Annotated in this window: 25 protein-coding genes; 7 read left to right on the forward strand and 18 right to left on the reverse strand. The window is 65.6% G+C overall.

Annotated features, from left to right (window positions below):
• Positions 1-62 precede the first annotated feature (62 nt).
• Genes IPN02_14905 through IPN02_14915 form a run of 3 tightly spaced genes read left to right on the forward strand, consistent with a single transcriptional unit; the run spans position 63 to position 2,518 of the window.
• A complete protein-coding gene (locus IPN02_14905) occupies positions 63-305 on the forward strand; it encodes a DUF2630 family protein (GenBank protein MBK9298090.1) in 243 nt (80 codons plus the stop codon).
• 59 nt (positions 306-364) lie between these two features.
• Entirely contained in the window at positions 365-1,420 is a 1,056-nt protein-coding gene (trpD, locus tag IPN02_14910) for an anthranilate phosphoribosyltransferase (protein MBK9298091.1), read from the forward strand.
• Positions 1,421-1,462: 42 nt separating this feature from the next.
• Positions 1,463-2,518, forward strand: coding sequence for a DUF2804 family protein (locus IPN02_14915; GenBank protein ID MBK9298092.1), 1,056 nt, complete (start codon positions 1,463-1,465; stop codon positions 2,516-2,518).
• Positions 2,519-2,844: 326 nt separating this feature from the next.
• Here IPN02_14915 and IPN02_14920 read toward each other — a convergent pair whose 3' ends face one another.
• The 5 genes from IPN02_14920 to IPN02_14940 all read right to left on the reverse strand — a co-directional run bounded on the left by IPN02_14920 (position 2,845) and on the right by IPN02_14940 (position 6,603).
• Positions 2,845-3,165 carry a helix-turn-helix transcriptional regulator gene (locus tag IPN02_14920; GenBank protein ID MBK9298093.1) on the reverse strand — a complete coding sequence of 107 codons (321 nt, stop codon included), beginning with the start codon at positions 3,163-3,165 and terminating at the stop codon, positions 2,845-2,847.
• Positions 3,166-3,177: 12 nt separating this feature from the next.
• Entirely contained in the window at positions 3,178-3,501 is a 324-nt protein-coding gene (locus IPN02_14925; GenBank protein ID MBK9298094.1) for a type II toxin-antitoxin system RelE/ParE family toxin, read from the reverse strand.
• A 538-nt stretch (positions 3,502-4,039) separates the two neighbouring features.
• Positions 4,040-4,225, reverse strand: coding sequence for a hypothetical protein (locus IPN02_14930; protein MBK9298095.1), 186 nt, complete (start codon positions 4,223-4,225; stop codon positions 4,040-4,042).
• 609 nt (positions 4,226-4,834) lie between these two features.
• Positions 4,835-5,740 carry a chloride channel protein gene (locus tag IPN02_14935; GenBank protein ID MBK9298096.1) on the reverse strand — a complete coding sequence of 302 codons (906 nt, stop codon included), beginning with the start codon at positions 5,738-5,740 and terminating at the stop codon, positions 4,835-4,837.
• Positions 5,741-6,330: 590 nt separating this feature from the next.
• Entirely contained in the window at positions 6,331-6,603 is a 273-nt protein-coding gene (locus IPN02_14940; GenBank protein ID MBK9298097.1) for a hypothetical protein, read from the reverse strand.
• Positions 6,604-6,782: 179 nt separating this feature from the next.
• Between IPN02_14940 and IPN02_14945 the strand changes: the two genes are divergently transcribed.
• The gene (locus tag IPN02_14945; GenBank protein MBK9298098.1) at positions 6,783-8,024 is read left to right on the forward strand and encodes a hypothetical protein; all 1,242 of its coding nucleotides are present in this window, start codon (positions 6,783-6,785) and stop codon (positions 8,022-8,024) included.
• A 307-nt stretch (positions 8,025-8,331) separates the two neighbouring features.
• Here IPN02_14945 and IPN02_14950 read toward each other — a convergent pair whose 3' ends face one another.
• Together IPN02_14950 and IPN02_14955 are read right to left on the reverse strand one after the other, a co-directional pair.
• Positions 8,332-9,147 (reverse strand): DUF2510 domain-containing protein, encoded by an 816-nt coding sequence (locus IPN02_14950; protein MBK9298099.1) that lies wholly within the window; start codon positions 9,145-9,147, stop codon positions 8,332-8,334.
• Between the two features lie 622 nt (positions 9,148-9,769).
• Entirely contained in the window at positions 9,770-10,174 is a 405-nt protein-coding gene (locus IPN02_14955) for a PIN domain-containing protein (GenBank protein ID MBK9298100.1), read from the reverse strand.
• A gap of 250 nt (positions 10,175-10,424) precedes the next feature.
• Here IPN02_14955 and IPN02_14960 point away from each other — a divergent pair, with 250 nt between their 5' ends.
• Positions 10,425-11,381 carry an SDR family NAD(P)-dependent oxidoreductase gene (locus tag IPN02_14960; GenBank protein ID MBK9298101.1) on the forward strand — a complete coding sequence of 319 codons (957 nt, stop codon included), beginning with the start codon at positions 10,425-10,427 and terminating at the stop codon, positions 11,379-11,381.
• Between the two features lie 9 nt (positions 11,382-11,390).
• Positions 11,391-12,608, forward strand: a complete 1,218-nt coding sequence (locus IPN02_14965) for a low temperature requirement protein A (protein ID MBK9298102.1) — start codon at positions 11,391-11,393, stop codon at positions 12,606-12,608.
• A gap of 27 nt (positions 12,609-12,635) precedes the next feature.
• Here the strand turns inward: IPN02_14965 and IPN02_14970 are convergent, their stop codons facing one another.
• The 11 genes from IPN02_14970 to IPN02_15020 form a co-directional block, all read right to left on the reverse strand.
• Positions 12,636-12,935, reverse strand: a complete 300-nt coding sequence (locus IPN02_14970; protein ID MBK9298103.1) for a HigA family addiction module antidote protein — start codon at positions 12,933-12,935, stop codon at positions 12,636-12,638.
• A 367-nt stretch (positions 12,936-13,302) separates the two neighbouring features.
• Positions 13,303-14,622, reverse strand: coding sequence for a cytochrome P450 (locus tag IPN02_14975; GenBank protein MBK9298104.1), 1,320 nt, complete (start codon positions 14,620-14,622; stop codon positions 13,303-13,305).
• Positions 14,623-14,718: 96 nt separating this feature from the next.
• Positions 14,719-15,735: an FUSC family protein gene (locus IPN02_14980; protein MBK9298105.1), complete on the reverse strand. Its 1,017-nt coding sequence runs from the start codon at positions 15,733-15,735 to the stop codon at positions 14,719-14,721.
• A 53-nt stretch (positions 15,736-15,788) separates the two neighbouring features.
• Positions 15,789-16,058, reverse strand: a complete 270-nt coding sequence (locus tag IPN02_14985) for a phytanoyl-CoA dioxygenase family protein (protein ID MBK9298106.1) — start codon at positions 16,056-16,058, stop codon at positions 15,789-15,791.
• Positions 16,055-16,240, reverse strand: a complete 186-nt coding sequence (locus IPN02_14990; GenBank protein MBK9298107.1) for a hypothetical protein — start codon at positions 16,238-16,240, stop codon at positions 16,055-16,057. Before IPN02_14990 ends, IPN02_14985 begins: the two co-directional genes overlap by 4 nt.
• 18 nt (positions 16,241-16,258) lie before the next feature.
• Positions 16,259-16,648: an ectoine synthase gene (locus IPN02_14995; GenBank protein MBK9298108.1), complete on the reverse strand. Its 390-nt coding sequence runs from the start codon at positions 16,646-16,648 to the stop codon at positions 16,259-16,261.
• Complete coding sequence (gene ectB, locus IPN02_15000; GenBank protein MBK9298109.1) at positions 16,645-17,985, reverse strand: diaminobutyrate--2-oxoglutarate transaminase; 1,341 nt, start codon at positions 17,983-17,985, stop codon at positions 16,645-16,647. Before ectB ends, IPN02_14995 begins: the two co-directional genes overlap by 4 nt.
• A 214-nt stretch (positions 17,986-18,199) precedes the next feature.
• Entirely contained in the window at positions 18,200-18,649 is a 450-nt protein-coding gene (gene ectA / locus IPN02_15005; GenBank protein MBK9298110.1) for a diaminobutyrate acetyltransferase, read from the reverse strand.
• 253 nt (positions 18,650-18,902) lie between these two features.
• Entirely contained in the window at positions 18,903-19,361 is a 459-nt protein-coding gene (locus tag IPN02_15010; protein MBK9298111.1) for a hypothetical protein, read from the reverse strand.
• A 310-nt stretch (positions 19,362-19,671) separates the two neighbouring features.
• Complete coding sequence (locus IPN02_15015; protein ID MBK9298112.1) at positions 19,672-20,349, reverse strand: hypothetical protein; 678 nt, start codon at positions 20,347-20,349, stop codon at positions 19,672-19,674.
• Positions 20,350-20,391: 42 nt separating this feature from the next.
• Complete coding sequence (locus IPN02_15020; protein ID MBK9298113.1) at positions 20,392-22,101, reverse strand: DEDD exonuclease domain-containing protein; 1,710 nt, start codon at positions 22,099-22,101, stop codon at positions 20,392-20,394.
• A 122-nt stretch (positions 22,102-22,223) separates the two neighbouring features.
• Between IPN02_15020 and IPN02_15025 the strand changes: the two genes are divergently transcribed.
• A complete protein-coding gene (locus IPN02_15025) occupies positions 22,224-22,484 on the forward strand; it encodes a hypothetical protein (GenBank protein MBK9298114.1) in 261 nt (86 codons plus the stop codon).
• Positions 22,485-22,487 lie beyond the last annotated feature (3 nt).

A 22,487-nucleotide genomic window follows, 5' to 3' on the forward strand; every position in this document is an offset into this window, starting at 1 on the left:
GAAGTCGACCCGGTGCCTCGTTAAAATCGCTTCACCCACTTCGATCGATCAGGGGGATGGCCATGGCCGAGAACTCGCAGCTTGCAGCGATCAATGCGCTCACCGAGGAGGAGCAGAAGCTCCGCCACAAGGAGTCTGACGGCACCGCCTCCGACGCCGACCGTCGGCGGGTCGCCCAGATCGAGGTGGAGCTGGACCAGTGCTGGGACCTGCTCCGTCAGCGCCGCGCTCGGCGCGAGTTCGACCTGGACCCCGACTTCGCCAGCGAGCGTTCGGAAGCCACGGTCGAGGACTACGAAAGCTGATGATCACCAGCCACGAGCGCCTCAACCGGCCGCAACAGCGCTTCCCGTAGGATCGAGCTGTGAGCAACCTCTTCATTCACGGCGGCTGGCCGACCCTCCTGAGTCGGCTGGTTGACGGCTCCGACCTGACCACCGACGAGGGCCGCGATGCGATGGCGGTTGTGCTGGCCGGCGAGGCCACCGACGCCCAGCTGGCCGGCTTTCTGCTCGGCTTGCGGGGCAAGGGTGAGGCGGCGGCCGAGATGTCGGGCATGGTCGACGCGATGTTGGATGCCGCAGCGCCGCTCGAGCTGTCCCAGCACAACGTGATCGACATCGTCGGCACCGGCGGTTCGCCCCGCCGCCGCACCAGGGCGCTCAACGTGTCGACCGCCGCCAGCTTCGTGGCGGCGGGTGCGGGCGCCAAGGTGTGCAAGCACGGCAACCGCCGGGCCAGCTCGACCAGCGGATCGTCCGACGTGCTCGACGAGCTGGGCATCGCCGTCGAGCTCGACGGTCCCCAGGTGGCGGCATGCGTCTCCCAGGTGGGCATCGCTTTCGCCTTTGCACGGATGTTTCACCCGGCGATGCGCCACGCCGCCACCGTGAGGGCCGAGCTGGGCATCCCGACCGTGTTCAACATGTTGGGCCCGATCGCCCACCCGGCACGGCTGAAGCGGGCCGTGATCGGGGTGAGCGACCCGTCCCGGTTGGAGCTGCTCGCCGACGTGATGCGCCGCCGTGGCGTGGACCGGGTGTGGCTGGTGCACGGCCAGGATGGGCTGGACGAGCTGAGCACCTCGGCCCCGTCCCAGATCGTCGACGTCAGCGCCGACCGGGTCGAGCGGCGCACGCTGCATGCGTCCGAGGTCGGGATCACCGAGGTTTCAGGCGACGAGATCGGTGGGGGAGACCCGGTCGACAACGCCCGCATCATCACCGAGGTGTTGGCCGGCAAGCCGGGGCCCGACGCCGATCTGATCCTGTTGAACGCTGCCGCCGGGCTCGTGGTGTCCGGATTGCACGACGATTTGGGCGAGGCGTTGGAAGCGGCACGTACCTCGATCGCCTCGGGCGCCGCCGAGCGGACGCTGACCGACCTGCGGAAGGTGACCGCCGAACTCGTCGCTCCGTGAACGCTGTTGTCGAGCGGCTCTGGTTGATGATGGCGGTATGACGTGACGACCCCCCTTCCGCCTGCGCTGCTGCCCCCACCGGCTGCCCTGGTCATCGATGGCCGGCACCAGCTCGGTTCGTTCGATGGCCCCGTCCCTCAGCTCAACTTGGGCGACATCGTGCAGACGCCGGGGTGGCGAGGCCGCATGGCGAACTGGGGGCGAGACTTCCGAACGAAGGAGTGGGAGGCGTTCCAGCTCGGCAACGACGAGTGGTTCGTGCTGGGCGCGGTCTACAACGCCAAGGTCGTCGGGATCGTCATGGTGATCGCCGTGCACCAGGCGAGCGGACGCCGCCTGCGATGGATCAACAAGGTGCCAGCCCGGAGCGTTGAGGTGGCTCGGGGGCTGGAACGGTCGGTGTCCCGGGGCGGGAGCCGTCGCAGCGCGCTCACGATCACGAACGCGCTTGCCGATGGCAGGATTGACCTCGACGGTCACCACGCTGGGAGGAACAGCCTGCCCTTGATGTCGCTGACCGGCACCGGCCTGATCGACGAAGACACCCGCCATCTCGCCGTCTGCCATCCGTTCCCCTCAGACCGGATCCTGTACACGAACAAGGTTCTGGTGCCGTTCACCGGCGTTTTGAGCATCGGCGAGGAGACCATCACGTTCGACGAGGATCGGTCGTTTCTGATCCTCGATGACCACCACGGGGAGTACCCGTCCCCGCAGATCTACGACTGGGTCACCGGTGCCCGCCATGAGGGCGGTTCCCTGCTCGGGTTCAACCTCACCCGCAACCAGGCGCTGAACCCCGACGTGAACAACGAGAACGTGCTGTGGCGCGACGGCGGGCTCCACCGACTGCCAGCAGTCACCTTCGACCGGCCCGATGGCGTTGAGGGTCCCTGGCACATCTCTGATCGCGACGGTCTGGTGGAGGTGACCTTCACCCCGGAGGTTCCCAGTACCCTGCACGTCGGCCCGCGCCACTCGCTGGCCGAATACCACGCACCCTACGGGCGGTTCCAGGGACAGATCACCGCCGCCGGGCGCACCACCAGCCTCGACGGGATCTTCGGAATGGGCGAGAAGAAGAAGATCCGACTCTGACGTTCCTCTCGCTCGATCGTGATCAAGCTGATGCCGTGGGCAGCAAGCCGCTGAGCAATTGGGGGAGACTGCCGTAAGAGCGGTGCCGAGTGCACCGGCGAGCGCGCCGTCCCCGAGCCCCGAGCTAAGAGCCCGCCGGTCGGCGACGCTGACCGCCAGCTGAGCGCCTTCGGGACCGCCTCGCACCCGGTCAAACCCGGATGCGACGAGACCCCGCCGAAGCGGGGCCTCTTGCGTACCGATTTGGTGGCGGGAACAGGACTTGAGCTGCGACCTTCGGGTTATGAGCCCGATGAGCTACAGAGACAAGGCTGCGCCCCAGCCGTTCAGGCAACCCGTACGGCGTCGATCATCTGATCCGGGATCTCGGCGGGGAAGGACAGCACCAAGTGCCGATCGAGGGCAGTCGCAACGCGAGCGAGAGTGTCGATCCGATTCTTTGCGCCGCCGCCCTCTTCAAGCCGGGAGATAACCGACTGGGTCGTGCCCATCCGATCAGCCAACTCACGCTGGCTCAACCCAGCCTCGGTACGCAGGTCGTACATGAGTTGGCCAAGGTCAAGGTCCTGCTCGACCTCCGCACGCACCTCAGCTGAGGGCTTGCCCTTTGCATTCTTGATGTCTTCCCATCGGGAGTTGTTCGCCATCGTGGTCTCCTTCTACGGATTCTTCTCGGCGCAGTTCCGAGCGACCTTGCGGGCCCGGTCAACCTCGGCCCGTTCGTTATTGCGTTGCTTGCGGAACGTCGTCAGCAAGATGATGCGTCCGTCCCTCGTGAAGCGGTAGCTGATGCGTCGAGCGGTTGAGCCGAGGGTAAACCGGACCTCGAATAGCCCTTCCCCCAAACTCCTGGAGAACGGCATCCGAGCCTGCGACCCGACGGAGGCGAGACGGTCGATCACCACCGATGTCCGGTGCCAGTCGGACTGGTTGAGGCCATCGAGCCACTCGATTACTTCGTCATGTGCCTCTACCTCAGCCACGAGAAACACCATCGCACATTTGCGATGATCGCACAAGCGCTATGTTTCGACCCTGCAGCCCCGGCTTGGCCTACCTGCTACCCCAATTCACCATGCAGGGGGAGAGTCCAGCGCCCAGTGACTACGACTCTTCCAACGTGACGAGAACGAAACAGGCCCAGAATCCCTTGGGATTCTAGGCCGTTGCTTGCCGACTTGCGCCTGCGGAGCGGTGGTGTTCGGCCTGGGTGATTCGCCCAACGTCGGGAGACATCGGCGCCCGCATGCTTCTTGCCCGCTCTCCGGACGAGGTGACCGTAGTCCAGCGTGCCGGCCACCGCGACGACATCGACACCATCGAGGACCTGCACCGATGGAGCTGAACCGCACTGCCTAGGCTGCCAGCGCCCGTTCTCGCCCAAGGGCAGGGCATGAACCACCCATCAAAACCAACTTCGAGCCCGGCTCGGCGAGTACATCGAGCACTGCAACAAGTATCGACCCCACCGTGGGAGGTGGCGGGATCCGCACCCAAGTCTGGCGTCGCAACTCACCCCCGCTATGCAGCGGTCGGCTTCGGCTTCGACTTCTCCAGGATCGGTGCGATCGCCTGGCTGCAGACCAACGCCACGATCGCCGCAGCGAACACCACGGTGCTCTCGGTGGCTGGGATGCCTGCAATCAGCACGGTGAGGGTGGCGATGCTCAGCGGCACCGGAATCACCGCCGATGGAACGGCCGCCATCATCGCGCCACTGCGAGCCCTAGGTGGCTGTGTGGGTGGCGGTGTTGGGGTGCGGGGCGATGTTTGGGTGGGGGGGGGGGGAGTGTTGTTGGGTGCTTGGGGAGGATTGTTGGTGGTGATGGTGTTGTTTTGGCGTAGCGCGAAACCTGTTTGGGATTTAGGTGACGTTGGGAGTCGTCGTGAGTTTGCGGGTGATGGTTGGGGGTAGAGGGTTGTTGGCGACGGTGCAGTGGGTTTGTGATCGCTTGGAGAGGGGCGGGTGCGGGGACCGACAGCCGGCGACGGCGCGGCGCGCCCCGCGCGCGGGGAGAGGCTGAGGCGGTTGTTGGGGGGTCGAGTCGAGGTGTCACCCCCACGTTGTGGCAGTCCGCTTCGTGAGGCGGCACCACGAAACGGGCGGACGACAGCGCGGACAAAGCACGTTGGCTGCCCGGCAACGACAACCACGCGTGCGGACTACGGGCAGACCAAAGTAGGCTGATGTTCGGGGCGGCGGCCAGAGTCGAGCAAACGAAAGTGGCGACTGGAGGACACCGGAGGACCGCACAACAAAAGACCAAGAGAAACCACCCAGCCCCACACAGCAAGACGCCGAAACCCAAAAGGCTGTCACAGCCAGCCACCACCGGCCCAGCCCTCAGGCCACCCCGAAAGACACCAGCCACCTAGGGGGATACCCGGGATCGCCAGGTGGGCGACCGAACCGAGACTGCCCCCGACGAACAGCAACGGGAAAATCGGTCCTCCGACGAAGCCGAACGACAACGCGCCCGTCGTCGCCAGAATCTTCACGAGCGCGCTCACCAGGATGAGACCGATGCCAAGTTCGGCCGGGTGGCTGGTGACATCGACGAGGCCTTCGGTGCCAAGAAACAACGTGAGCGGGAGCGCCATCCCGACAAGGCCGAGGATCAGCCCGACGCCGGTGCAACGCAACACCGGCCGCCCCGCGAGGGGTGCTGCCAGCTTCTGCGTCCCCACGGTCGACAGTTTGAAGACCGTGCCGATGATCGCTCCGAAGACCCCGAAACCCACTGCGATGGCGAGTTCGGGAAGCCCAAACTCGAACGTAGGGAGATCCAGCGACCGGATCAGATTCGCCCAGCCGGCGTTGACGGCGAAGAAGATCGCGAATCCCACGATCGCGGCAGTGGCATCGGCCGCAAGGCGCGCCCATCGCATCACGTTGCGTCCCACACCCAACTCGATGCTCAACAAGAGCGCCGTGAACGGGGCGGTGAACAGCCCACCCCATGCACCGGAAATCGCCGCACTCATCACAAGATCCGAGTCTGCTCGCCGCACGAGCCGTCGCGAGACGGCAAACGCGGCGATACCCGCAGCGGCCATGCCGGTTGGAACCTCCGGTCCGAGGCTGAACCCAGCGATGAGCGACACCACGGCGATCGCTACACCGCCCGGGATCGCGTCGCTTTGGATCCGACCCGTCGCAAGAGCAACGAAGACGTTGTCCTCCTGCGCGCTGGGCACCAATGTGTGGATGATCCCGACCACAAGTCCGCCGAGTGTCAGGGCGATCACGATCTTGATCGATCCGGAGAACGCACTCGGATCGAGTGGGTCCGGCCACAACACGCTTTGGCCGGCCGAGACGACCGCCACAAACGCCAGCGCCACCACCGCACCTGCAGCACCCATCATCGCCGCTATAGCCAACGCCCGTGGCAGCGAAACCGGCTCGGCCGCCGGTTGAGATCCTGTGGACATCAGGTTCGGATTCTTACAGCGAACCGGCGTTGCGTGTGCGATGTTGTGAATTGGCGTTCCCCAGGGGGCAGTCCGTCCTACTTGCCGAACTCTTGAACCCCTCCATGACGTCGGTGACGGCTGTCTGCTGGTGAGGGCGCAACGTCAACGGGGGCAAAAACGAAGCTGAGACGGGCTCGACAGCGTGAACTGGTCCCAGTCGATCGCCGAACGTTCGAAATGTCGGGCCAATCCATCCACGATCACACGGCCTAGAAACGCTCCGTCCATATCGGGTCAGTCTGGAATCCTGCGACCTTCGGGTGGATGAGCCCGACGAGCAACCGAGATCGTCCGTCAAACTCATCCACACGAAGCCAGCATCGCCGAGCAGCCAATTAGACGCTCGATGCACGGTCGACGTCGAGTAGATGAGCGTTCGAGGCCACCGAGCCGCGCATTGGCTGCACGTGGACGATACCTTCACCGGTGATATCGACCACGATGGCAACAGCCGTCGCAGCGCCAGAGCCGACCACGATGTGGTGGCCCGCCACAATGAGCGACGGATCTGGCGCCTCATCGAGAAAGGCCCAGGGCAGCCCCGTCTCATCCATGGTGTTCAGGTCGACGCTGAGGTCTACTTGGATAGCTGTTGTCACGTTGCTCACCTCCGGTTCAGCCCACCACATGGTACGGGTTACGACGTGCGTGGTGGTCCGCGCCGAACTCGTCACTCCGTAACTGCCCGCTCGAGTCCATTGCTCAGCGACCTATCCATTCGACCTGATCCGGAATCCTGTCTTCGCCGCCCTCGCTTCTCGTACCTTCCGGTCCCTATTGTCGGCGGATGCCAACGCAGGAACTCGAAGTTGTTGAAGTCTCCATCGATGACCTTGTCGCAACGACGTCGGGTGAGGACGTGGAGGCACTTGCAGGGCCTCTACTTCGACTCGAACCCCTAGCTAGCTACAAGCCGCTGGAGTCCGTCGCTCCTGTCCTGTCAGCAACAATGTTCCCTGCTCTAAAGGCAGTCGCAGAGGCCTCACCCGCCGCCGCTGCGCTGTTTCGAAAGTCGGCGGAACTTGGGGTAGGGCTGTCGGTAGTTTTCCCACCGACGGTGATGAAGGGCCTTTCGAATGGCTCGCTAAAGCTCATGGAGACGGCAACAGGCGACGCCGCAATAGCGGTGAGCAGCACAACAGGCCAGATAGTCAAGCACGGCAGGGTGGTATCGGATTCGGCTGCCGCTGTGGGAGGGGGCGCAGGTGCCGTAGCCGGAGGGGTCGCCGGTGCCGCAGCGAGCGGAACCACTTTGGTGGCGATGGCTCCGATACTCATCCCCGTAGCGATCGCTGCTGCGGCGGCGGTCGCACAGCAAGCGCGACTCGAGAGAGCGCTTGCGTCAATTCAAGCCGCCGTCGACCGGATCGAAGCGCGCCTCGAGGACACTGACCACGGCATCTGTGACGCCGCAGAGGCCTTCCTCGTCACCACCGGCCATGCCGTCCAGTACGGTCCGCTGCCTCCGTACCTTCGGTTGGAGCTCGCCGCGCAGCGGGCGCGGATCGAAGCGCTTTACGCGTCTCGCCGTAGGTGGGTCCGGCGCTTCAAAGAGCAACTTGAGCGGGAACAGATCGAGTACGAGAAGAAGCACGGAGAGAGTCAGCCTTGGGCTGACGAAGTCGAAAGGTTGGCCCGCGAAGGCAAGCTCGAAGAAGAGCTTGTGCTCTTCGTTCGGGCCCTTCTATCCCAAACGAAGTTTGATGCTCTTGCTGCGATATGCCTAGCGGAAGAGGGCAGCTCTGAAGTCGCAATGCGGATGCTGGACAGTAGCGCGAAGGAACTCCGCTCGGAGTTCTTCGATCTCCACAATCGACTGAAACCGTTGGCGATCCATGAACCCGTAAAGAGCTTTCGGGACAAAGTTCCACTTATGGGAAACCGAACTGAACATGCACACTCGGTAATCAAGGCCCTTGTCGAACAGCTTGATCAACATGTATTGCCAAACATTCCCAACCCGTGGGTGGACACGCCCCTCGAGGTCAGCCTGTCACCAGATCAGGTTGTCGCATTGAGTCGTCCCTAGACGTTTTGGTCGCCCAAGACCTCGGAACTGAGCGCGAGTTGATGCACGAGGAAGTCGTCGAGGTGGGGAACCAGAACGGGCGAGATCCCAACGAGCTCCGGGCCTTCTCGTCAGCGGCGGGGGCAATCTTCGAACCTATGACCTTCGGGTTATGAGCCCGACGAGGGAGCCGTCGTCACCGGCGCCCACCAAAAGACAGCACCATCCTTGTCGCGAAGGACCCGAACAACTAGGGCACTCGAAATGGGTGCGGCCCCCGTACCGTGGTCACTGCTCGCCTCGCTCGGCACCCACGAGCAGGAGAGCTCTATTTCTGCCTGAACGCTGTGTCGAGAGCAACGGCGCCGGCGATCACGAGGGAGCGCAGGGGTTCCTCGAGCGGCCGACGGAATTGCAGTACGTAATTGTCGGCCTTGGTGAACATCTCCTTCGTCATGCCCGCCCAGGACCGTGTAATCTGCGCGACCTGGTTGCCGGCTGGGTCTTCGATGACACATTCCCAGCCCTCCTGGCCGTCCGAGATCATCGAACCCACCGGGTGGCCGTGGGACTCAAGGGTGAATTTCGTGCCGAAGCTCCAGAATCCAGCGAAGTCGAGCGTCTTTTGAGCGATCTCGCCGATGGCCTCGCCGTCTTCACTGAACACGGACATCTTTGACCTGAGAACCTTCGCCGGACGGTTCAGACGAAGGAGCACCTTGCCGTGCGTGTCGACGACCTCGAAGTTGTGCGATTGCCGGTTACGAGAGGGTCCTGATGTCCTGCTCATGAACGTCCGTCCAACCTCGCGAACAGCGCCGACTACCGTGCCGCCTTGGCTGTAGATGGTGTACTCAGCGTTGACCTCGAGGAGCTTGGCGTTTTGGTTGAAGACCAGCACCCGCTCCGTGAACAACGTGCCGCCCCCAGGTTGCGCACTTGCCGAGACGCCCAATTTGCGTAGTTGCTTCGTAACCTTTCGGCCATGCTTACCCGCCGCCCGGGGTTGTGGTTGGACCGGAGGGTCGATCGCCTGCCGCCCACTGGTTGACACGTGCTCCGACCACTGACCGCCATTCCAGTATCGAAGTTCGTGGCGCCCCAATGGGTCGGGGTGCCAGCCGGCAGGAGACTGCTCTGTCATGTTCAGACGCTACATGGCGAGCGGGGTTGCCGGTCTCGCAACCTTTGGGCATGCGGCGACCTCTCCTCGGGCCACGGAGGTGGGGCGCAGGACAGCCAGGGCGTCACGGAACCGGCACGGGTGTGGCAGAAGCTCCTCCATGCAAGCCGGGGCATCCGGGGCTATGGGAGCATCGCTAGGTCTGTCGTTAGAGGTCCACCCAACGACAGCACATCGATCTATCTAAAGGCCGGAAGTTTCTGCGCCCCCAGGATGGCTTGACACAGGTTTGACATATGGTGAATCGGCCAGCTAGGCACCGAATGCTTATGAAGATAGAGATAGTCTTGAACCGTTTAGATTCCACGCTTTCAGCCGATGTCGTTGGTAATACTGGCAGAATTTGAATTTGCGACCTTCGGTTTATGGGCCCGACGAGGTACAGAGACAAGGCGGCGCCCCACGTGATCAGGCAACCTGAATAGCGTCGGTCATCTGATCCGGGATCTCACGGGGAACGACAGCATCAAGGGCCGATCGAGCGCAGTCGCAACGCGAGCGAGAGTGTCGATCCGATTCTTTGCGGCCCTTCAAGCCTGTCTCCTCCAGAGGGGCTACCCCGCAGCGTGGGGTTGGCCTGGCGTTACCCGCCCGCACTGGCGGGAGAGAGCGTCTCGACTTCGACCTCGTCCATGGCAGGCCACTTTGTGTCGCAGGTGATCACGGGCAGCCTGCGTTCCGCTCTAAAGGCAGCCACGACGGCATCAACCATGGGAAAGTTCTTGTTGCCGTGGTCGGCCTGGAGTTGGCGCGCCCGATCGGCCACGGCGTTGTCGAGCGGCTCCGTGACGAACCCGAGTCGCCGCAGTTCGGCATCGGCATTCTCGAACTGACTCGACCGCGTGGCATGGATCAGAGCCTCTGCGCGTGTGATCCCCAGGATGAGGAGCTTGCCGTCGCGCGGGCACCTCTTGAGCGCCGCTTCATGAGACAGGTGATGGGGATTGAGCACGGCGATCGCAACGTTTGCGTCGACGACGATGGTCATCGCTCGCCGGCCTGCGCGCGCTCCCCATCGAGAGATTGCGTGGGCCAGTCGATATCGAGGCGCCTGATCCGATCACTGGCTGCTGTCACCCGCACCGCAAGGGTCTCGCCCTCGCGCTCAGCCGCGACCCGTTGGATCGCCTCCTGGGTCAGCTGAGACAGGTTGAGCTCAAAATCTGTCGAGGACTCCAACGCAGCCTTCGGTCCAGAAATACCGCACGGCGGGCGAGCGCAGCGGCCACAATCGGATGATGGACATCGATCGCAGCGCCTTTGGGCCCGACACGACCACCGACGAGGTGGTCGACGGGCTCGACCTCTCCGACCTGTCGGTGCTGATCACCGGCGCGTCGGGAGGGCTCGGCGCAGAGACCGCTCGTGCGCTGGCATCCAAGGGTGCGAGCGTGGTGATCACCGCACGCGATCTCACCAAGGCCTCCGCCGCCGTCGATGCCATCAAGGCGTCGACCGGCAACGACGACATCGAGATTGAACAGTTGGAGCTCGGGTCGTTGGCCAGCATCAGGGGGTTTGGAGAGCGGTGGGTGGACGGCCACGACACACTGGACATTCTGATCAACAACGCTGGTGTGATGGCCTGCCCGCAGGGCACGACCGACGACGGGTTCGAGCGGCAGTTCGGCACCAACCACCTTGGCCATTTTCTGCTCACGGGCCTGGTCGCCCCAACCCTGGTTGCCAACGGATCGGGCCGGATCGTGAACCTCAGCTCCCGTGGTCATCAACGCGACGACGTGCACCTTGATGATGTGAACTTCGAGCATCGCGACTACGACAAGTGGGCGGCCTACGGGCAGGCCAAGACCGCCAACGTGCTGCACGCGGTCGAACTGGACCGTCGGCTACGGGACCGCAAGGTCCGAGCGTTTGCGGTGCATCCGGGAACGATCATGACCGACCTGTCACGGCACATGCAGCAACAGGACTTCGAAGCCCTGCAATCGCGCCGGCCGGCCGGATCGATGGGGCTGAAGTCGGTCGCAGCCGGCGCCGCAACGACGGTGTACGCCGCAACCGCACCTGAGCTGGACGGCATGGGCGGCATCTACCTCGAGGACTGCGGCATCGCGGCCATCGACGACGACTCGCAGGTGTCCGGCGTTCGCTCCTATGCCGTCGACCCGGAACGGGCACGCCAGCTGTGGACCCTGAGCGAAGGGTTGACCGGCCAGACATTCGACCTCTGATCGGGCCGCATGAGCGAACCACCCACAACACGGCCACGCGGTGATTCGAGGTGGTGGTTTCGACCGCCGCGCCGACACGGCGAGGTGCTCGCCCACCGCACGGTGAGCTACCTCGAGCTCTTCTACGACCTGGTCTTCGTCGTGCTGATCGCACAGATCTCTCGCTCGCTTGCGGGCGACGTCACCTGGGTCGGCGTCCGCGACTTCCTCATCGTGTTTGCCCTGATCTGGATTGCGTGGGTCAACGGCACCCTCTACCACGACCTGCACGGCAGGGAGGATGGCCGGAGCCGCACCTACATCTTCGCTCAGGTGTCGCTGCTCGTACTGCTGTCGGTGTTCACCGTCCAGGCAGCCGAAGATCCAAGCGACGGCCGCGGCTTCGCCATCGTCTTCACGCTGCTGGTGATGCTGATCGCCTGGCAATGGTTCGAGGTGCGCCGATTCGATACCCCGGAGTGGCGCCCCGTTGCCGGCCGCTACGTGCAGGGCATCGTGATCATCGCCGTCATCGTTGCCATCAGCGCAGCACTCGACAACCAGGACGTCCGGTTGGCGCTGTGGGGCATAGCCGTCGGACTGTCGCTCGCAGGCAACTTGGTCATGACCCTGCGCCCACGCAGCGATCAGATGGTCCAGGCCACACGGGTCACCGAGTCGCTCGCCGAGCGGTTCGGCCTGTTTACGATCATCGTGCTTGGCGAGGTGGTCGTTGGCGTCGCCAACGGGCTCGCCGCCTCCGAGCACGATTTTCGGACGATTGCGACCGGGCTGATCGCACTGTCCATCGGTTTCGGGTTCTGGTGGAACTACTTCGACTTCGTCGGCGGGCGGGTGCCCGGGGTTGGACGGGCGCGGGTCGCGTGGATGTATGGACACCTGCCGCTTGCGATCGGCATCTCCGCAACGGGGGCAGGCATGATCGGGCTCGTCGAACACGCCGGCAACGGCCGAACCCCAACCGCGACCGCCTGGCTCATCTCGGCGTCGACAGCGACGGTGGCGCTCTCCATCGCAGTGCTGACGAAAACCATCGACGCGCACCCTGGCCGCCGGCTGGTGCCGCTGACGCTTGCCGTCGCCGCGGGCGCGTCGCTCATCGCAGGCGCCGCCCGACCTGCGCCGTGGCTGCTCGCCCTGATCCTGTCGGGCCTGCTCTTCGCCGTGTGGCTCGAAGCGTTCGCCCGACACGTTCGAGGCGGCACCATGATCTCGGACCACCGGTAGTCAGCCCTGCTGGAGGTGGAGAGGGCTCTATGCGATGGCGAGCGGTTCGATCTGCTCGAGGGTTTCCGCAAGTCGGTCCCGTTCGACCTCGAGTTCGTAACGGCTCTGGAGGTTCAGCCAGAACCGTTCGCTGGTGCGAAAGTACCGGGCGAGGCGCAGGGCCGTGTCAGCGGTGATGCCACGCTTGGCGTGAACGATCTCGTTGATCCGGCGCGGTGGCACTCCAATCGCGACTGCGACGTGGTGCTGGGTGATCCCAAGCGGCTTGAGATACTCGAACATCAGGACTTCGCCTGGGTGGATCGGCTCAAGAGCGGATGTGGTCATGTCGTGTCCTTTCAGTGGTAGTCCACGATCTCGACGTCTTCGGGTCCGGCGGTCGTCCATCGGAAGCCGAAACGCCCCGGGCCCTGGGGGGGGGGGCGGGGGGGGGGGGGCCGGCCGCCCTGGGGCCGCCGGGGGGGGGCGGGGGGGCCGGGGGCCCCCCCCCCCCCCCCCGGCGGGGGGGGGGGGGGGGGCGGCGGGGGGGGGGGGCGGGGGGGGGGGGGGGGGGGGCGGCCGGCCGGCCGCCGCCGCCCCCCCCGCCGGGCGCCGTGGCCGGGGGGGGCCGGCGGAAAGGGAGGAGCCACACCCCCCCCCCCCTGGTCGGCAAGCGTTATGGACGAGTCCGAAATGATGGCCGCCGCTGCGGAGCTCAGCGGCGGGTGACCTTCACCGGCAGGTTGGTGTAGCCGTGGACAAAGGCCGAAAAGGTCCGCTCCGGCTCAGCCTGAACCTCGATGCGCTCGAATCGCTGGAGCACCTCCTCCCACAGCACCCGAAGCTGCATCTCGGCGAGCCGGCTGCCCATGCAGAAGTGGATGCCGTAGCCGAATGAAAGGTGCCGATCCGCATTGTGTCGCTCGAGATCGATCGCATCCGCATTGTCGAACACGGTCTCGTCGCGGTTCGCCGACAGGTACCACATCAGGATCTGGTCGTTCTTGCGGATCTGCTTGCCGCCGATCTCGCAGTCGTTGTTGGCGGTGCGACGCATGTAGGACAACGGGGTCTGCCAGCGAATAATCTCGGGCACCAGGTTGGAGATGAGGCCCGGATCGGCGATCAGCTTGTCGTACTGATCGGGATACTTGTTGAGGCCGTACACGCTGGACGTCATCGTGTTGCGGGTCGTGTCGTTGCCGCCGACGATGAGGAGCAGCAGGTTGCCCAGGTGATCCAGCGGTTCCATGTTTTTGGTGGCCTCGCCGTGGGCGAGCATCGACACCAGGTCCGAGCCGGGGTTCTCAAGCCGTTCGACCCACAAACGCTCGAAGTAGGCCAGGCACTCGAGCAGCTCTTCCATCTTCTGTAGGCGGGTCTCGACCACGCCGCCCGGTCGGGGGACCGCAAAGACGACGTCGGACCAACGGGTGAGCTTGCGTCGATCCTCCATGGGGAAGTCGAAGAGCGTGGCCAACAGCAGCGTCGTTAGCTCGACCGACACCGTCTCGACCCAATCAAACGTCTCGCCGTCGGGAAGCGACTCCAACACCTTCACGGTGCGCTCGCGTACCAGCGATTCACGATTGCGGACGCTGCCCGGTGCCCCAATCGATCGCACCGTCTTGCGTTGTGCGGTGTGCTCTGGGGGGTCCATCGAGATAAACGGCGTGATCCGTTGGAACATCGAATTGTTCTCGGGGGTCGGGCGAAGCCCCAGCGTCATGCCCTTCGCCGACGAGAAGTTCTCCCAGTCGCCATCGATGGCCCGGACGTCGTCGTAGTTCATGATCGACCAGTAGCGACCCGCAGATTCGATCTCGTTGAAGTGAACCGGGTCTTCGGCCCGCAGCCGCGCAAAGTGATCGCGCCACAACTCAGACGTGAACAGGTGGGGGTTCGCCGGGTTGATGTCCTCCAACGCGGTGTCGGCGGCAGCACCGACGTCCTTGCCCAGCTCGGCGAGTTCCACGTCCGGGGGGATCACATCTGGGTTCAGAAACTCGGACGGGTCCAACCCGGGCTCGCTCATGAGGCATCCTCCTTGATCAAGACGGGGACCCTACTGGCGGTGCTGGGTTTGTGTGAGCCGGGCTTCGAGCCGCAGGCCCGTGGTGCGTCGGGCCTTCTATGACACGTCGTGCCGTCGGTTCGCAGCGCCGCGGCCCCACAGCCAGAACGCCCCGGACACGAGATACGCCACCGCCACTCCGATCACCGTGTCCACGACCCGCTCGTCGAGCTTGACCTTCACGCCGTTGCGTTCGGCTTGGCCATAGAGGAGCGCCCACAGGATCAAGAACGACGTGAATGCCGGCGTGACGTACCAGCGGCTTGCCGACGTCGCCGCCATCGTCACGAGCACCAACCAGAGCACGATGGCGATCGCCGGAGTGGGCAGGTCTGCAAGAAGGAGGAGCGCCGCCGCCACCCCGCCCACGATCACCGAGATGACACGACCGATGCCTCGGGCGCTCAGCAGGTCCCAGGTTGGCCTGATCACCAGCAGGGTCGACCCCACCAGCCAGCCGACGAAGTCGACATCGAGAGCGAAGGCGACCAGCGTCGACACAGCTCCCGCAACCCCGAGGACCAGGCCGTAGCGCTTGGCCTCAGCCGGTGTCATCTGTGGCTGTTGAGGGACGTCGCCTTCGTATTCGGGCAGAACCAGGGCCCAGATGTATGAACCGATCGCTCCCAGAATCATGAGACCGGCGACCTTCGCCGAGTCTGCGATCCCCTGATAGGTCAGCCCAATCGCCGTCAGCGGCAGGATCACGCTGAGGGCCACAACCCCCGCCGGCTTCCACGCCGCAACCTGGGCTGCCAGGTACCCAACGACGAACATGCCGACGACAGCGAGCGGTACCCACACCGCCAGGATCGAGCCGAGCAGTATGGAGACTCCGAAGAGGACCCCAACGATGAGTACCGGCCTTCTGGCGTCGCGTTGCGGCGCAAGCCCGACAACCGCCGCAGGAACGGATCCGATCAGTAGGTACGTGCCGGTGAGGACCTCTCCGGCGAAGACCATGACGACTGCAACCAGTCCCATCGCCGCGCCGAACCCAGCGAATCGCCAGTTCCAAGCGATGCCACCTCGGATCACGTCGCGCTGCGCCCGATCCCAGCGGAACACGTTCATGTGGTGTTCTCCCCGCCTGAGCGATCAGCGGAGGTCAGGGTAGCGGTCGCTCGCTACGCCGTAGCGAACGCTCTCGAGGCGATGTGGTTCGGGCGGGGCGCGGTGCCGCCGAAGGGCTCGACAAGCGCGTTGTCGACGGCGTTGTAACAGAAGAACGCGTTGGTGCGCGGCGCCGGGGTGATGTTGTCCGGTGAGCCGTGCATCACGTTGCAGTCGAAGAACACGACCGACCCCGGGTCGCCCTCGAACACGTCCAGGCGGCCGCGTTCGGTGAGCCATGCCAGGTCGTCGTTCTGCGGGACCCCGTACGTCTGACGTTTCAGCGACGTGCGGTGGTTGTCGTCCGGCGAGGGTCGGCCTCAGAATCGGCCAGCTCGGCCAGGCAGGCGGTGATCGTTGCCGGGCCGATGACATCCTCGATGACGACGAACCCGTCGGCGTCGAAGCGCTGCAGCTGCTCGGCGCTCAGCGGGCCGAGGCCGTGGGTCGGCTCGCCCCACAGCACGGGGTCCTTGTCGACTTCTCAGTCGACGGTGAGCAGCGGGTAGACGCCGTTCTCGTCGTGGGTCTCGGCGCCGGTGCACGGAGGGTTGAAGGCGCACACCACCCGAAAGTCCTCGATCACCCGCACGATGTGGCGGTCGTGCTGATCGAGGGCGTACATCACACCGGGGGTGATCTCGTGAACCTCGCCCGTGGCGCAGTTCTCGATCGTCGCCTTGCCCTCGATGCAGTACACGGCCTCGAAGTGATTCTGGTACTCCATCTCGGTCTCGGTGCCGGCGTACAGCACAGTGTCGTGCAGCGAGAAGCCCATCTTGTCGTCGGCGAGCAACAGGCGGCGCGACTTCCAGGTGTCGGCCCGCACGTCGCGTTCGGTGTTCTCCAGGTCGGCGAGGTTGCGAACGATCATGAGCGGTCTCCAATCGTCTGTGGGTCGCGGGTGAGCAGCTCGGCACTCTCGGCGTCGACGACAGCCTCGACCGACGCCTCGAGGATGTGCAGGCCCGCTTCGAGTAGTTCGGTCGCAATGACGAGCGGGGGCAGGATCTTGACGACCTGGCTGTTGAAGCCGGCGGTCTCGATCAGCAGGCCCCGGTCGAAGGCCTCTGCGGCGATGCGGCCGGCCATCTCGGGGTCGAGGCACTCGATGCCCTGGATCAGGCCACGGCCACGCACGTCCTCGAACACGCCGGGGTGAGCCTCGGCCAGCGCCTCGAGGTGTTTGGTGACCAATGCTGCCTTGGCGTCGACCTGCTTGGTCAGCTCGTCGTCGGCCCAGAAGTGTTCGAGGGCGGCGGTGCCGGTGACGAAGGCGGAGTTGTTGCCCCGGAACGTGCCGTTGTGCTCGCCCGGCTCCCACACGTCGTAGCGGGGCTTGATGAGCACGAGGGCCAGGGGCAGGCCCGAGCCGCTGATCGACTTGGACAAGCAGACGATGTCGGGCTCGATGCCCATCTCCTCCCAGGAGAAGAAGGGGCCGGTGCGGCCGCAGCCCACCTGGATGTCGTCGATGATCAACAGGATGCCGTGCTCGCGGCACAGCTCGGCCAGGCGCTGGATCCAGCGGACCGATGCGGGGTTGATGCCGCCCTCGGCCTGAACGGTCTCGAGGATGCAGGCGGCCGGAAGGCCGACGCCGCTGCCGCCGTCGGTCAGGTACTGGTCGAGAAACGCAATCGTGTCGACCGAGTCGTCGGTGACGTAGGAGTCGAACGGCATGGCGACCGTGTTGGTCAGCGGCACGCCTGCACCGCTTCGCTTGACTGCGTTGCCCGTGATGGCCAGCGACCCCAGCGTCATGCCGTGGAAGGCGTTGGTGAAGCTGATGATCGAGTCGCGGCCGGTGGCCTTTCGGGCCAGCTTCAGCGCCGACTCGACGGCGTTGGTTCCGGTCGGGCCGGGGAACATCACCTTGTAGTCGAGACCGCGGGGCTCAAGGACCAGCCGCTCGAAGGTCTCGAGGAACGTGCGTTTGGTCGTCGTGTGCGTATCGAGGCTGTGCATCACCCCGTCTCCCGCCAGGAACTCGATCAGTGCCTCCTTGATCACCGGGTGGTTGTGGCCGTAGCTGAGGGCACCGGCGCCGGCGAAGAAGTCGATGTAGGTGCGACCTGCGGTGTCGGTCTGCGTGGATCCCGTTGCGGAGACGAACTCGGTCGGCCAGGAACGGCAATAGGAACGCACCTCAGACTCGCGCCGGTCGTAGATGCCGGGCGTCGCAGCGCCGGAAGCGGCACCGTTGGTCATCGCCGTGGCGGAATCGGAACCGTTGGTCGGTTGAATTGTGGGTTCGGAGATACTCATGATTGGAATCACCTGCTTGGGGAGTTGTTGGGAGCGGGCCGGATACTTCGTCGATGTCCAGGGCCCGCAGAAGCCCGAACATCGGATGCGACGATGAACCCCGTCGCATGCACACCACGGGGAGGCGCTGGCGTGCGCCCACCCCGGGCGGGCCTGGTTAGAGCGGCCCGATGCGGTAGCGGAGTTCCGGCGCGTGATCGCCGGGCGGAAAGTCGCCGTCTTCGAAGAGCTCTTCGACCTCGCACGCGGCGCCCCAGCGGTCGGCGGAGGCCCGGAACAGTCGGTCGGAAGCCTCGTTGTCCGGGGTGACGGTGGCGGCCAGGTGCCGGATCCGGGGAGGGGAGGGGCGATTGGCCACCTCGTCGAGCAGGCGTCCACCAAGGCCGCTGCCGCGGGCGGAGTCGGCTACTGCGATCTGCCAGATGAAGAGCGTCTCGGGGTCAGTCGGAAGCCTGAAGCCCGTGACGAAACCGATCAGCTGGTCATCGAAGACCGCGACGGCGCAGGTGTCGGAGAAAAACTCGCCCAGCATGAGGTAGGCGTACGGCGAGTTGGGGTCAACGCTGATCTCGGCCAGAGCCCACATGTCCTGCGCATCGGATCGCACGGGATGCCGAATCGTGATCGAGTCGGCGGGTGTTGGACTTGGGGAAGAGATACCTGCTCACCACCTGGGGGTCGTGTGCCTCGGTGCGGGGGGTCGTACATGAGGCGACGCCCTCGAAGGTAGGAAGCCAGGACGCCAAGAGCAAAGCCAAGTGACCCATCTCACATGGTTGTAGTCTGAGTTGCGCTCAGGCTCCGGGTTGCCGCTGCTGCCGCCGTAATTCCCCGCCGAGGGGCGTCACCAAGCCTGACGGTTACTGACCGAGCCTGTCCCTTATCTGGACGTAGACCTCTGGTCCCACCAACGCGGTCAATTCTTCGGCGAGTGAATGGATCACCGTTGTTTCGCCGACGAAGGGCTCGGGTTCCTCGGTGCAGCACCATGCGATGGTGGAGTGTTCGGTGTCCCAGTCGCTGCGGTCCCACGGTCGGAGGACCTTGGTGCCGTCGGGGCGGGTTTCGGCGCGGAGTGGCAACTGCCAACACACCGATGGCTTCCAGACGGTTGGCGACTCCCCAGCGGCGATGGCGGCGAGGTGAAGCGCACATCCCTCCCCACCCTCAAACCCGGGACGGTTGAGGAAAATGCAGGCACCGTCGACCACCCGCGTGAGAGTGCGAGCATCGTCGGCGTAGATGCCGCCCTCATGGGCCTCGGCGTGGAACTGGAACATGGACGGCTCAAGAAACATCGCCAACGCCCCGGTGTTCATCGACTCTTCCTCATCGAGGAACCGGGTTCCGTGCGAACAGCAACCTTGGTTCAGATGCTCCGCGTCTGTTGGCAGAATCCCTTTGCAGCCGTTGCCCCAAATGCAGGTCCAGTTCGACGTCAGGAACGTTGCGTCGACGTCCCAAATCGTCCCGTCGATGGGATCTTCGAACCGCTCGTGTTGCTGCTCGTCCAAGCTTTGAGAGTAGACGCTGGGCCGGGTGAGGGTGCACGGTGACCACTGGGTCTGCGTTGACGTTTCGGAATTGCAACACCTCAGGTTGCAGGAAAGGCCAAGGGCAGCACCGCGCTCAGGCTCCGGGCTGGGGTTGCTGCGTGCGTCGGTGGCGGAGACGGGCGCGCTGCGCAGGCGCCTCGACGGTGGGCTGCGTGGGCTGCTCTGCAGCCGACGGGGTGCCGGCTTCGCCGGTCGGGGTGGTCTTGGGTGTGCTGCCCGGATGGGCGGTGCGCGAGATGTCGTCGACGACGCGACGTGCCTCGATCAGCGCGGTCAGGTCGTCGGCCACCTGCTCGAGCGGATCGTGGCCATCGCCGGGTACGGCCGGCTCGGCGGCGTAGGCCCGACACAGTTCGGCGGCCACGTCCTCCGAGCGCCGAACCCGGCCATGGACCGCCATCAGCTCGCTGCGGCGGTCGCGCCGGGGGAGCGTGGTTGCCAGGGCGATGCGGTCGTCGAGCTCAACGGCGTGGTCCTCGAAGCGGGCGGCCATCTCGTCGAGCACGGTCGGGGCGCCCTTGCGGCGACGCATGGCGCGGGCCCGCTGGACGCCCCGCGAGGAGCGCACGACGCGGCGGTGCAGGTGGGCCGACGGGGTTGGCGCCGCCAACCACCACACCGGCGCTGTCGTGCGGCGCGACGGCACGGGGCGGTTGCGGCGGGTAGCGGCGGCCAGCGCCGCTGCGATCGACCCGACGATGAGCACGATCCAGAACACCGCCAGGATTGCCACGACCGTCCCGGCGCTCACGCGTCGTCCCGTCCGCTCGTCTGGTTACAGGCCTTCATCCCGTCAGCCTACGGCGGTGGAACGGCGCGCAGTCTCGCGGCTTTGGTTATTCCAACCCTGCGGCCGGGGGCGAACATCGGGTGGCGGCGGCCAGGCTGAGGCCCACACGCCACCGACATGTTCCAGGCGACACCGATCGGCGTAACGGTCGATCCACGCCGCCACCGTGCTCAGCTCGTCGGCCAGCGCCTTGGTGAGTGCTTGGGTGGGCGGTTCGGGCTCTGGCCCGGCCTCGCCGAGGCGCCACGAGCCGTCGGGGTCGCACCAGCGCACCGCCACGCCAAACTCCAGCTCCACGGTGGTGCCGTCGGGGGTGGAGAATCGGATCAGCGACGGGGCCCGAAGCGTCGCGCAGCGCAGGCTGCGCCGCAACGCCGAGGTGTAGGCGGCCAGGCGATCCCGGGTGGCGGCAGCCTCCTCGAAGCGCTCCTCGGCGGCCAGGCGATCCATGCGCTCGGTCAGCGGGGTGGCCACCACCCGATGCTGACCGGAGAGCGCCAGCGTTGCGGCCCGAACGGCGTCGCCATAGCGGGCGTCGTCGACCTGGCCGGAACACGGGCAGGAGGTGACCCCGAGCTGGGCGGCGGTGCAGGGGGTGGTGCGGGGGGGACCTCCGCGCACCGAGAGGCGGGTGGTGCAGCGGCGCAGGGGGACGGCGTCGCCGACCGCCTCGGCGATGTGTTGGCCCACCTTGCGCGACGGCAGCGGGCCCAGCGCGGCAGCGTTGGCCGGTGGCGTTCGAGCACACACGAGGCGTGGGTAGGGCTCGTCGGTCAGGGTGAGCCAGCACCCGCCTTTGCCCGGGCGTCCCTGGCGGTTGTAGCGGGGGTCGAGCGCCTGGATCAGGCGGATCTCCAAGACTGCGGCTTCGAGGGTGGAGGGGGTGCGCCGGTGGTCGATGCGGACGCATTCCTCGAGCAGGCGGCCGACTTTGCGCCGGGTGTCGGTCGAAAAGTAGCTGCGCACCCTCGAGCGCAGGTTGGTGGCCTTCCCCACGTAGATCACCCGGTTCTGGGCGTTGCGCATCAGGTAGACGCCGGGGGAGCGGGGCAGGCGGTCGGTGAGGGCCAGCTTGGGCGCCTGGGGGTGGCCGGCCATCTTGGGTAGGGCGATCAGGTCGTCGAGCCCGGTGACCCCCCACGACGCAGCGCGTTCGAGTTCGACGTGCAGCAGGTCGGCGGTGGCCAGGGCATCATCGAGCGCCCGGTGCGACGGCTGGTGGGGGAGGCGCAGCACCCGGGCGAGGGTGCCCAGCTTGCAGTCGGGCACGTCGCTGCGCATCAAACGACGTGCCAACGCCAGCGTGTCGACGCCTCGGTTGGTCAGCGGCTCACGACCGGTGGCGGTCAGTGCGGCGTCGAGGAAGCTGCGGTCGAAGCGCAGGTTGTGGCCGACGAGCACCGCGTCGCCAAGGAACTCCAAGAACGCCGGCAGCACCGCCTCGATGCGCGGCGCCCGCACGACGTGGGCGTCGGTGATGCCGGTGAGCACGGTGATGTTGGTCGGGATGGCCCGACCCGGGTTGACCAGCGACTGGAGCGTCCCCAGGCAGGCGCCGCCCCGCACCTTGACCGCCCCCACCTCGGTGATCAGGTCGACACCGGCCTGTCCGCCCGTCGTCTCCAGGTCGACGATGCAGAAGGTGACGTCGGCGAGTGGCGAACCCAGATCGTCGAACGACCGTTGAACCGGGGGCGCTGGCGGGCGTCGCATCGGGGACACCATAGGCGAACACAGGTTCGTCGAACAGCAGTTCACTCAATTGGAATAATGGACCCCGGGCGGCCGTCGGGCGCATCGGCCACCGGCTGCGCCGGACGGTAGCCTGACCGGTTGTGAACGACGACCCGAGTGACGATTCAACGACCGGTCCAACAACGGCGGCCCACCCCCGTTATCGCTGCACAACCTGCGGCAACCTCACCCGCTTCGACGTGGTCGCCACCCGCCGAACCCGGGAGTTCCACCACTACTCGGTCGGCGGCGATCTCACCGTCGAACAAACCGAGACCCTCGATGAGGAAGTCGAGTCGGTCAGCTGTCGCTGGTGTTCCAGCCCGGCCGGAGTCGTCACCGTCGACGCGTCGGACGGCTGAGGC

Source organism: Candidatus Microthrix subdominans (genome assembly GCA_016719385.1).
GTDB classification, from domain to species: domain Bacteria; phylum Actinomycetota; class Acidimicrobiia; order Acidimicrobiales; family Microtrichaceae; genus Microthrix; species Microthrix subdominans.

Excerpts from the sequence above, each read along its gene's own strand:
- IPN02_14955 (MBK9298100.1), bottom strand. The coding sequence starts at position 10,174 with ATGACCATCGTCGTCGACGCAAACGTTGCGATCGCCGTGCTCAATCCC.
- IPN02_14960 (MBK9298101.1), top strand. The coding sequence starts at position 10,425 with ATGGACATCGATCGCAGCGCCTTTGGGCCCGACACGACCACCGACGAG.
- IPN02_15020 (MBK9298113.1), bottom strand. The coding sequence starts at position 22,101 with ATGCGACGCCCGCCAGCGCCCCCGGTTCAACGGTCGTTCGACGATCTG.
- IPN02_14945 (MBK9298098.1), top strand. The coding sequence starts at position 6,783 with ATGCCAACGCAGGAACTCGAAGTTGTTGAAGTCTCCATCGATGACCTT.
- IPN02_14905 (MBK9298090.1), top strand. The coding sequence starts at position 63 with ATGGCCGAGAACTCGCAGCTTGCAGCGATCAATGCGCTCACCGAGGAG.
- IPN02_14970 (MBK9298103.1), bottom strand. The coding sequence starts at position 12,935 with ATGACCACATCCGCTCTTGAGCCGATCCACCCAGGCGAAGTCCTGATG.
- IPN02_14995 (MBK9298108.1), bottom strand. The coding sequence starts at position 16,648 with ATGATCGTTCGCAACCTCGCCGACCTGGAGAACACCGAACGCGACGTG.
- IPN02_14920 (MBK9298093.1), bottom strand. The coding sequence starts at position 3,165 with ATGGCGAACAACTCCCGATGGGAAGACATCAAGAATGCAAAGGGCAAG.
- IPN02_15010 (MBK9298111.1), bottom strand. The coding sequence starts at position 19,361 with ATGAACACCGGGGCGTTGGCGATGTTTCTTGAGCCGTCCATGTTCCAG.
- ectB (MBK9298109.1), bottom strand. The coding sequence starts at position 17,985 with ATGACCAACGGTGCCGCTTCCGGCGCTGCGACGCCCGGCATCTACGAC.
- IPN02_14930 (MBK9298095.1), bottom strand. The coding sequence starts at position 4,225 with ATGGCGGCCGTTCCATCGGCGGTGATTCCGGTGCCGCTGAGCATCGCC.
- IPN02_14975 (MBK9298104.1), bottom strand. The coding sequence starts at position 14,622 with ATGAGCGAGCCCGGGTTGGACCCGTCCGAGTTTCTGAACCCAGATGTG.
- IPN02_14950 (MBK9298099.1), bottom strand. The coding sequence starts at position 9,147 with ATGACAGAGCAGTCTCCTGCCGGCTGGCACCCCGACCCATTGGGGCGC.
- IPN02_14980 (MBK9298105.1), bottom strand. The coding sequence starts at position 15,735 with ATGAACGTGTTCCGCTGGGATCGGGCGCAGCGCGACGTGATCCGAGGT.
- IPN02_14965 (MBK9298102.1), top strand. The coding sequence starts at position 11,391 with ATGAGCGAACCACCCACAACACGGCCACGCGGTGATTCGAGGTGGTGG.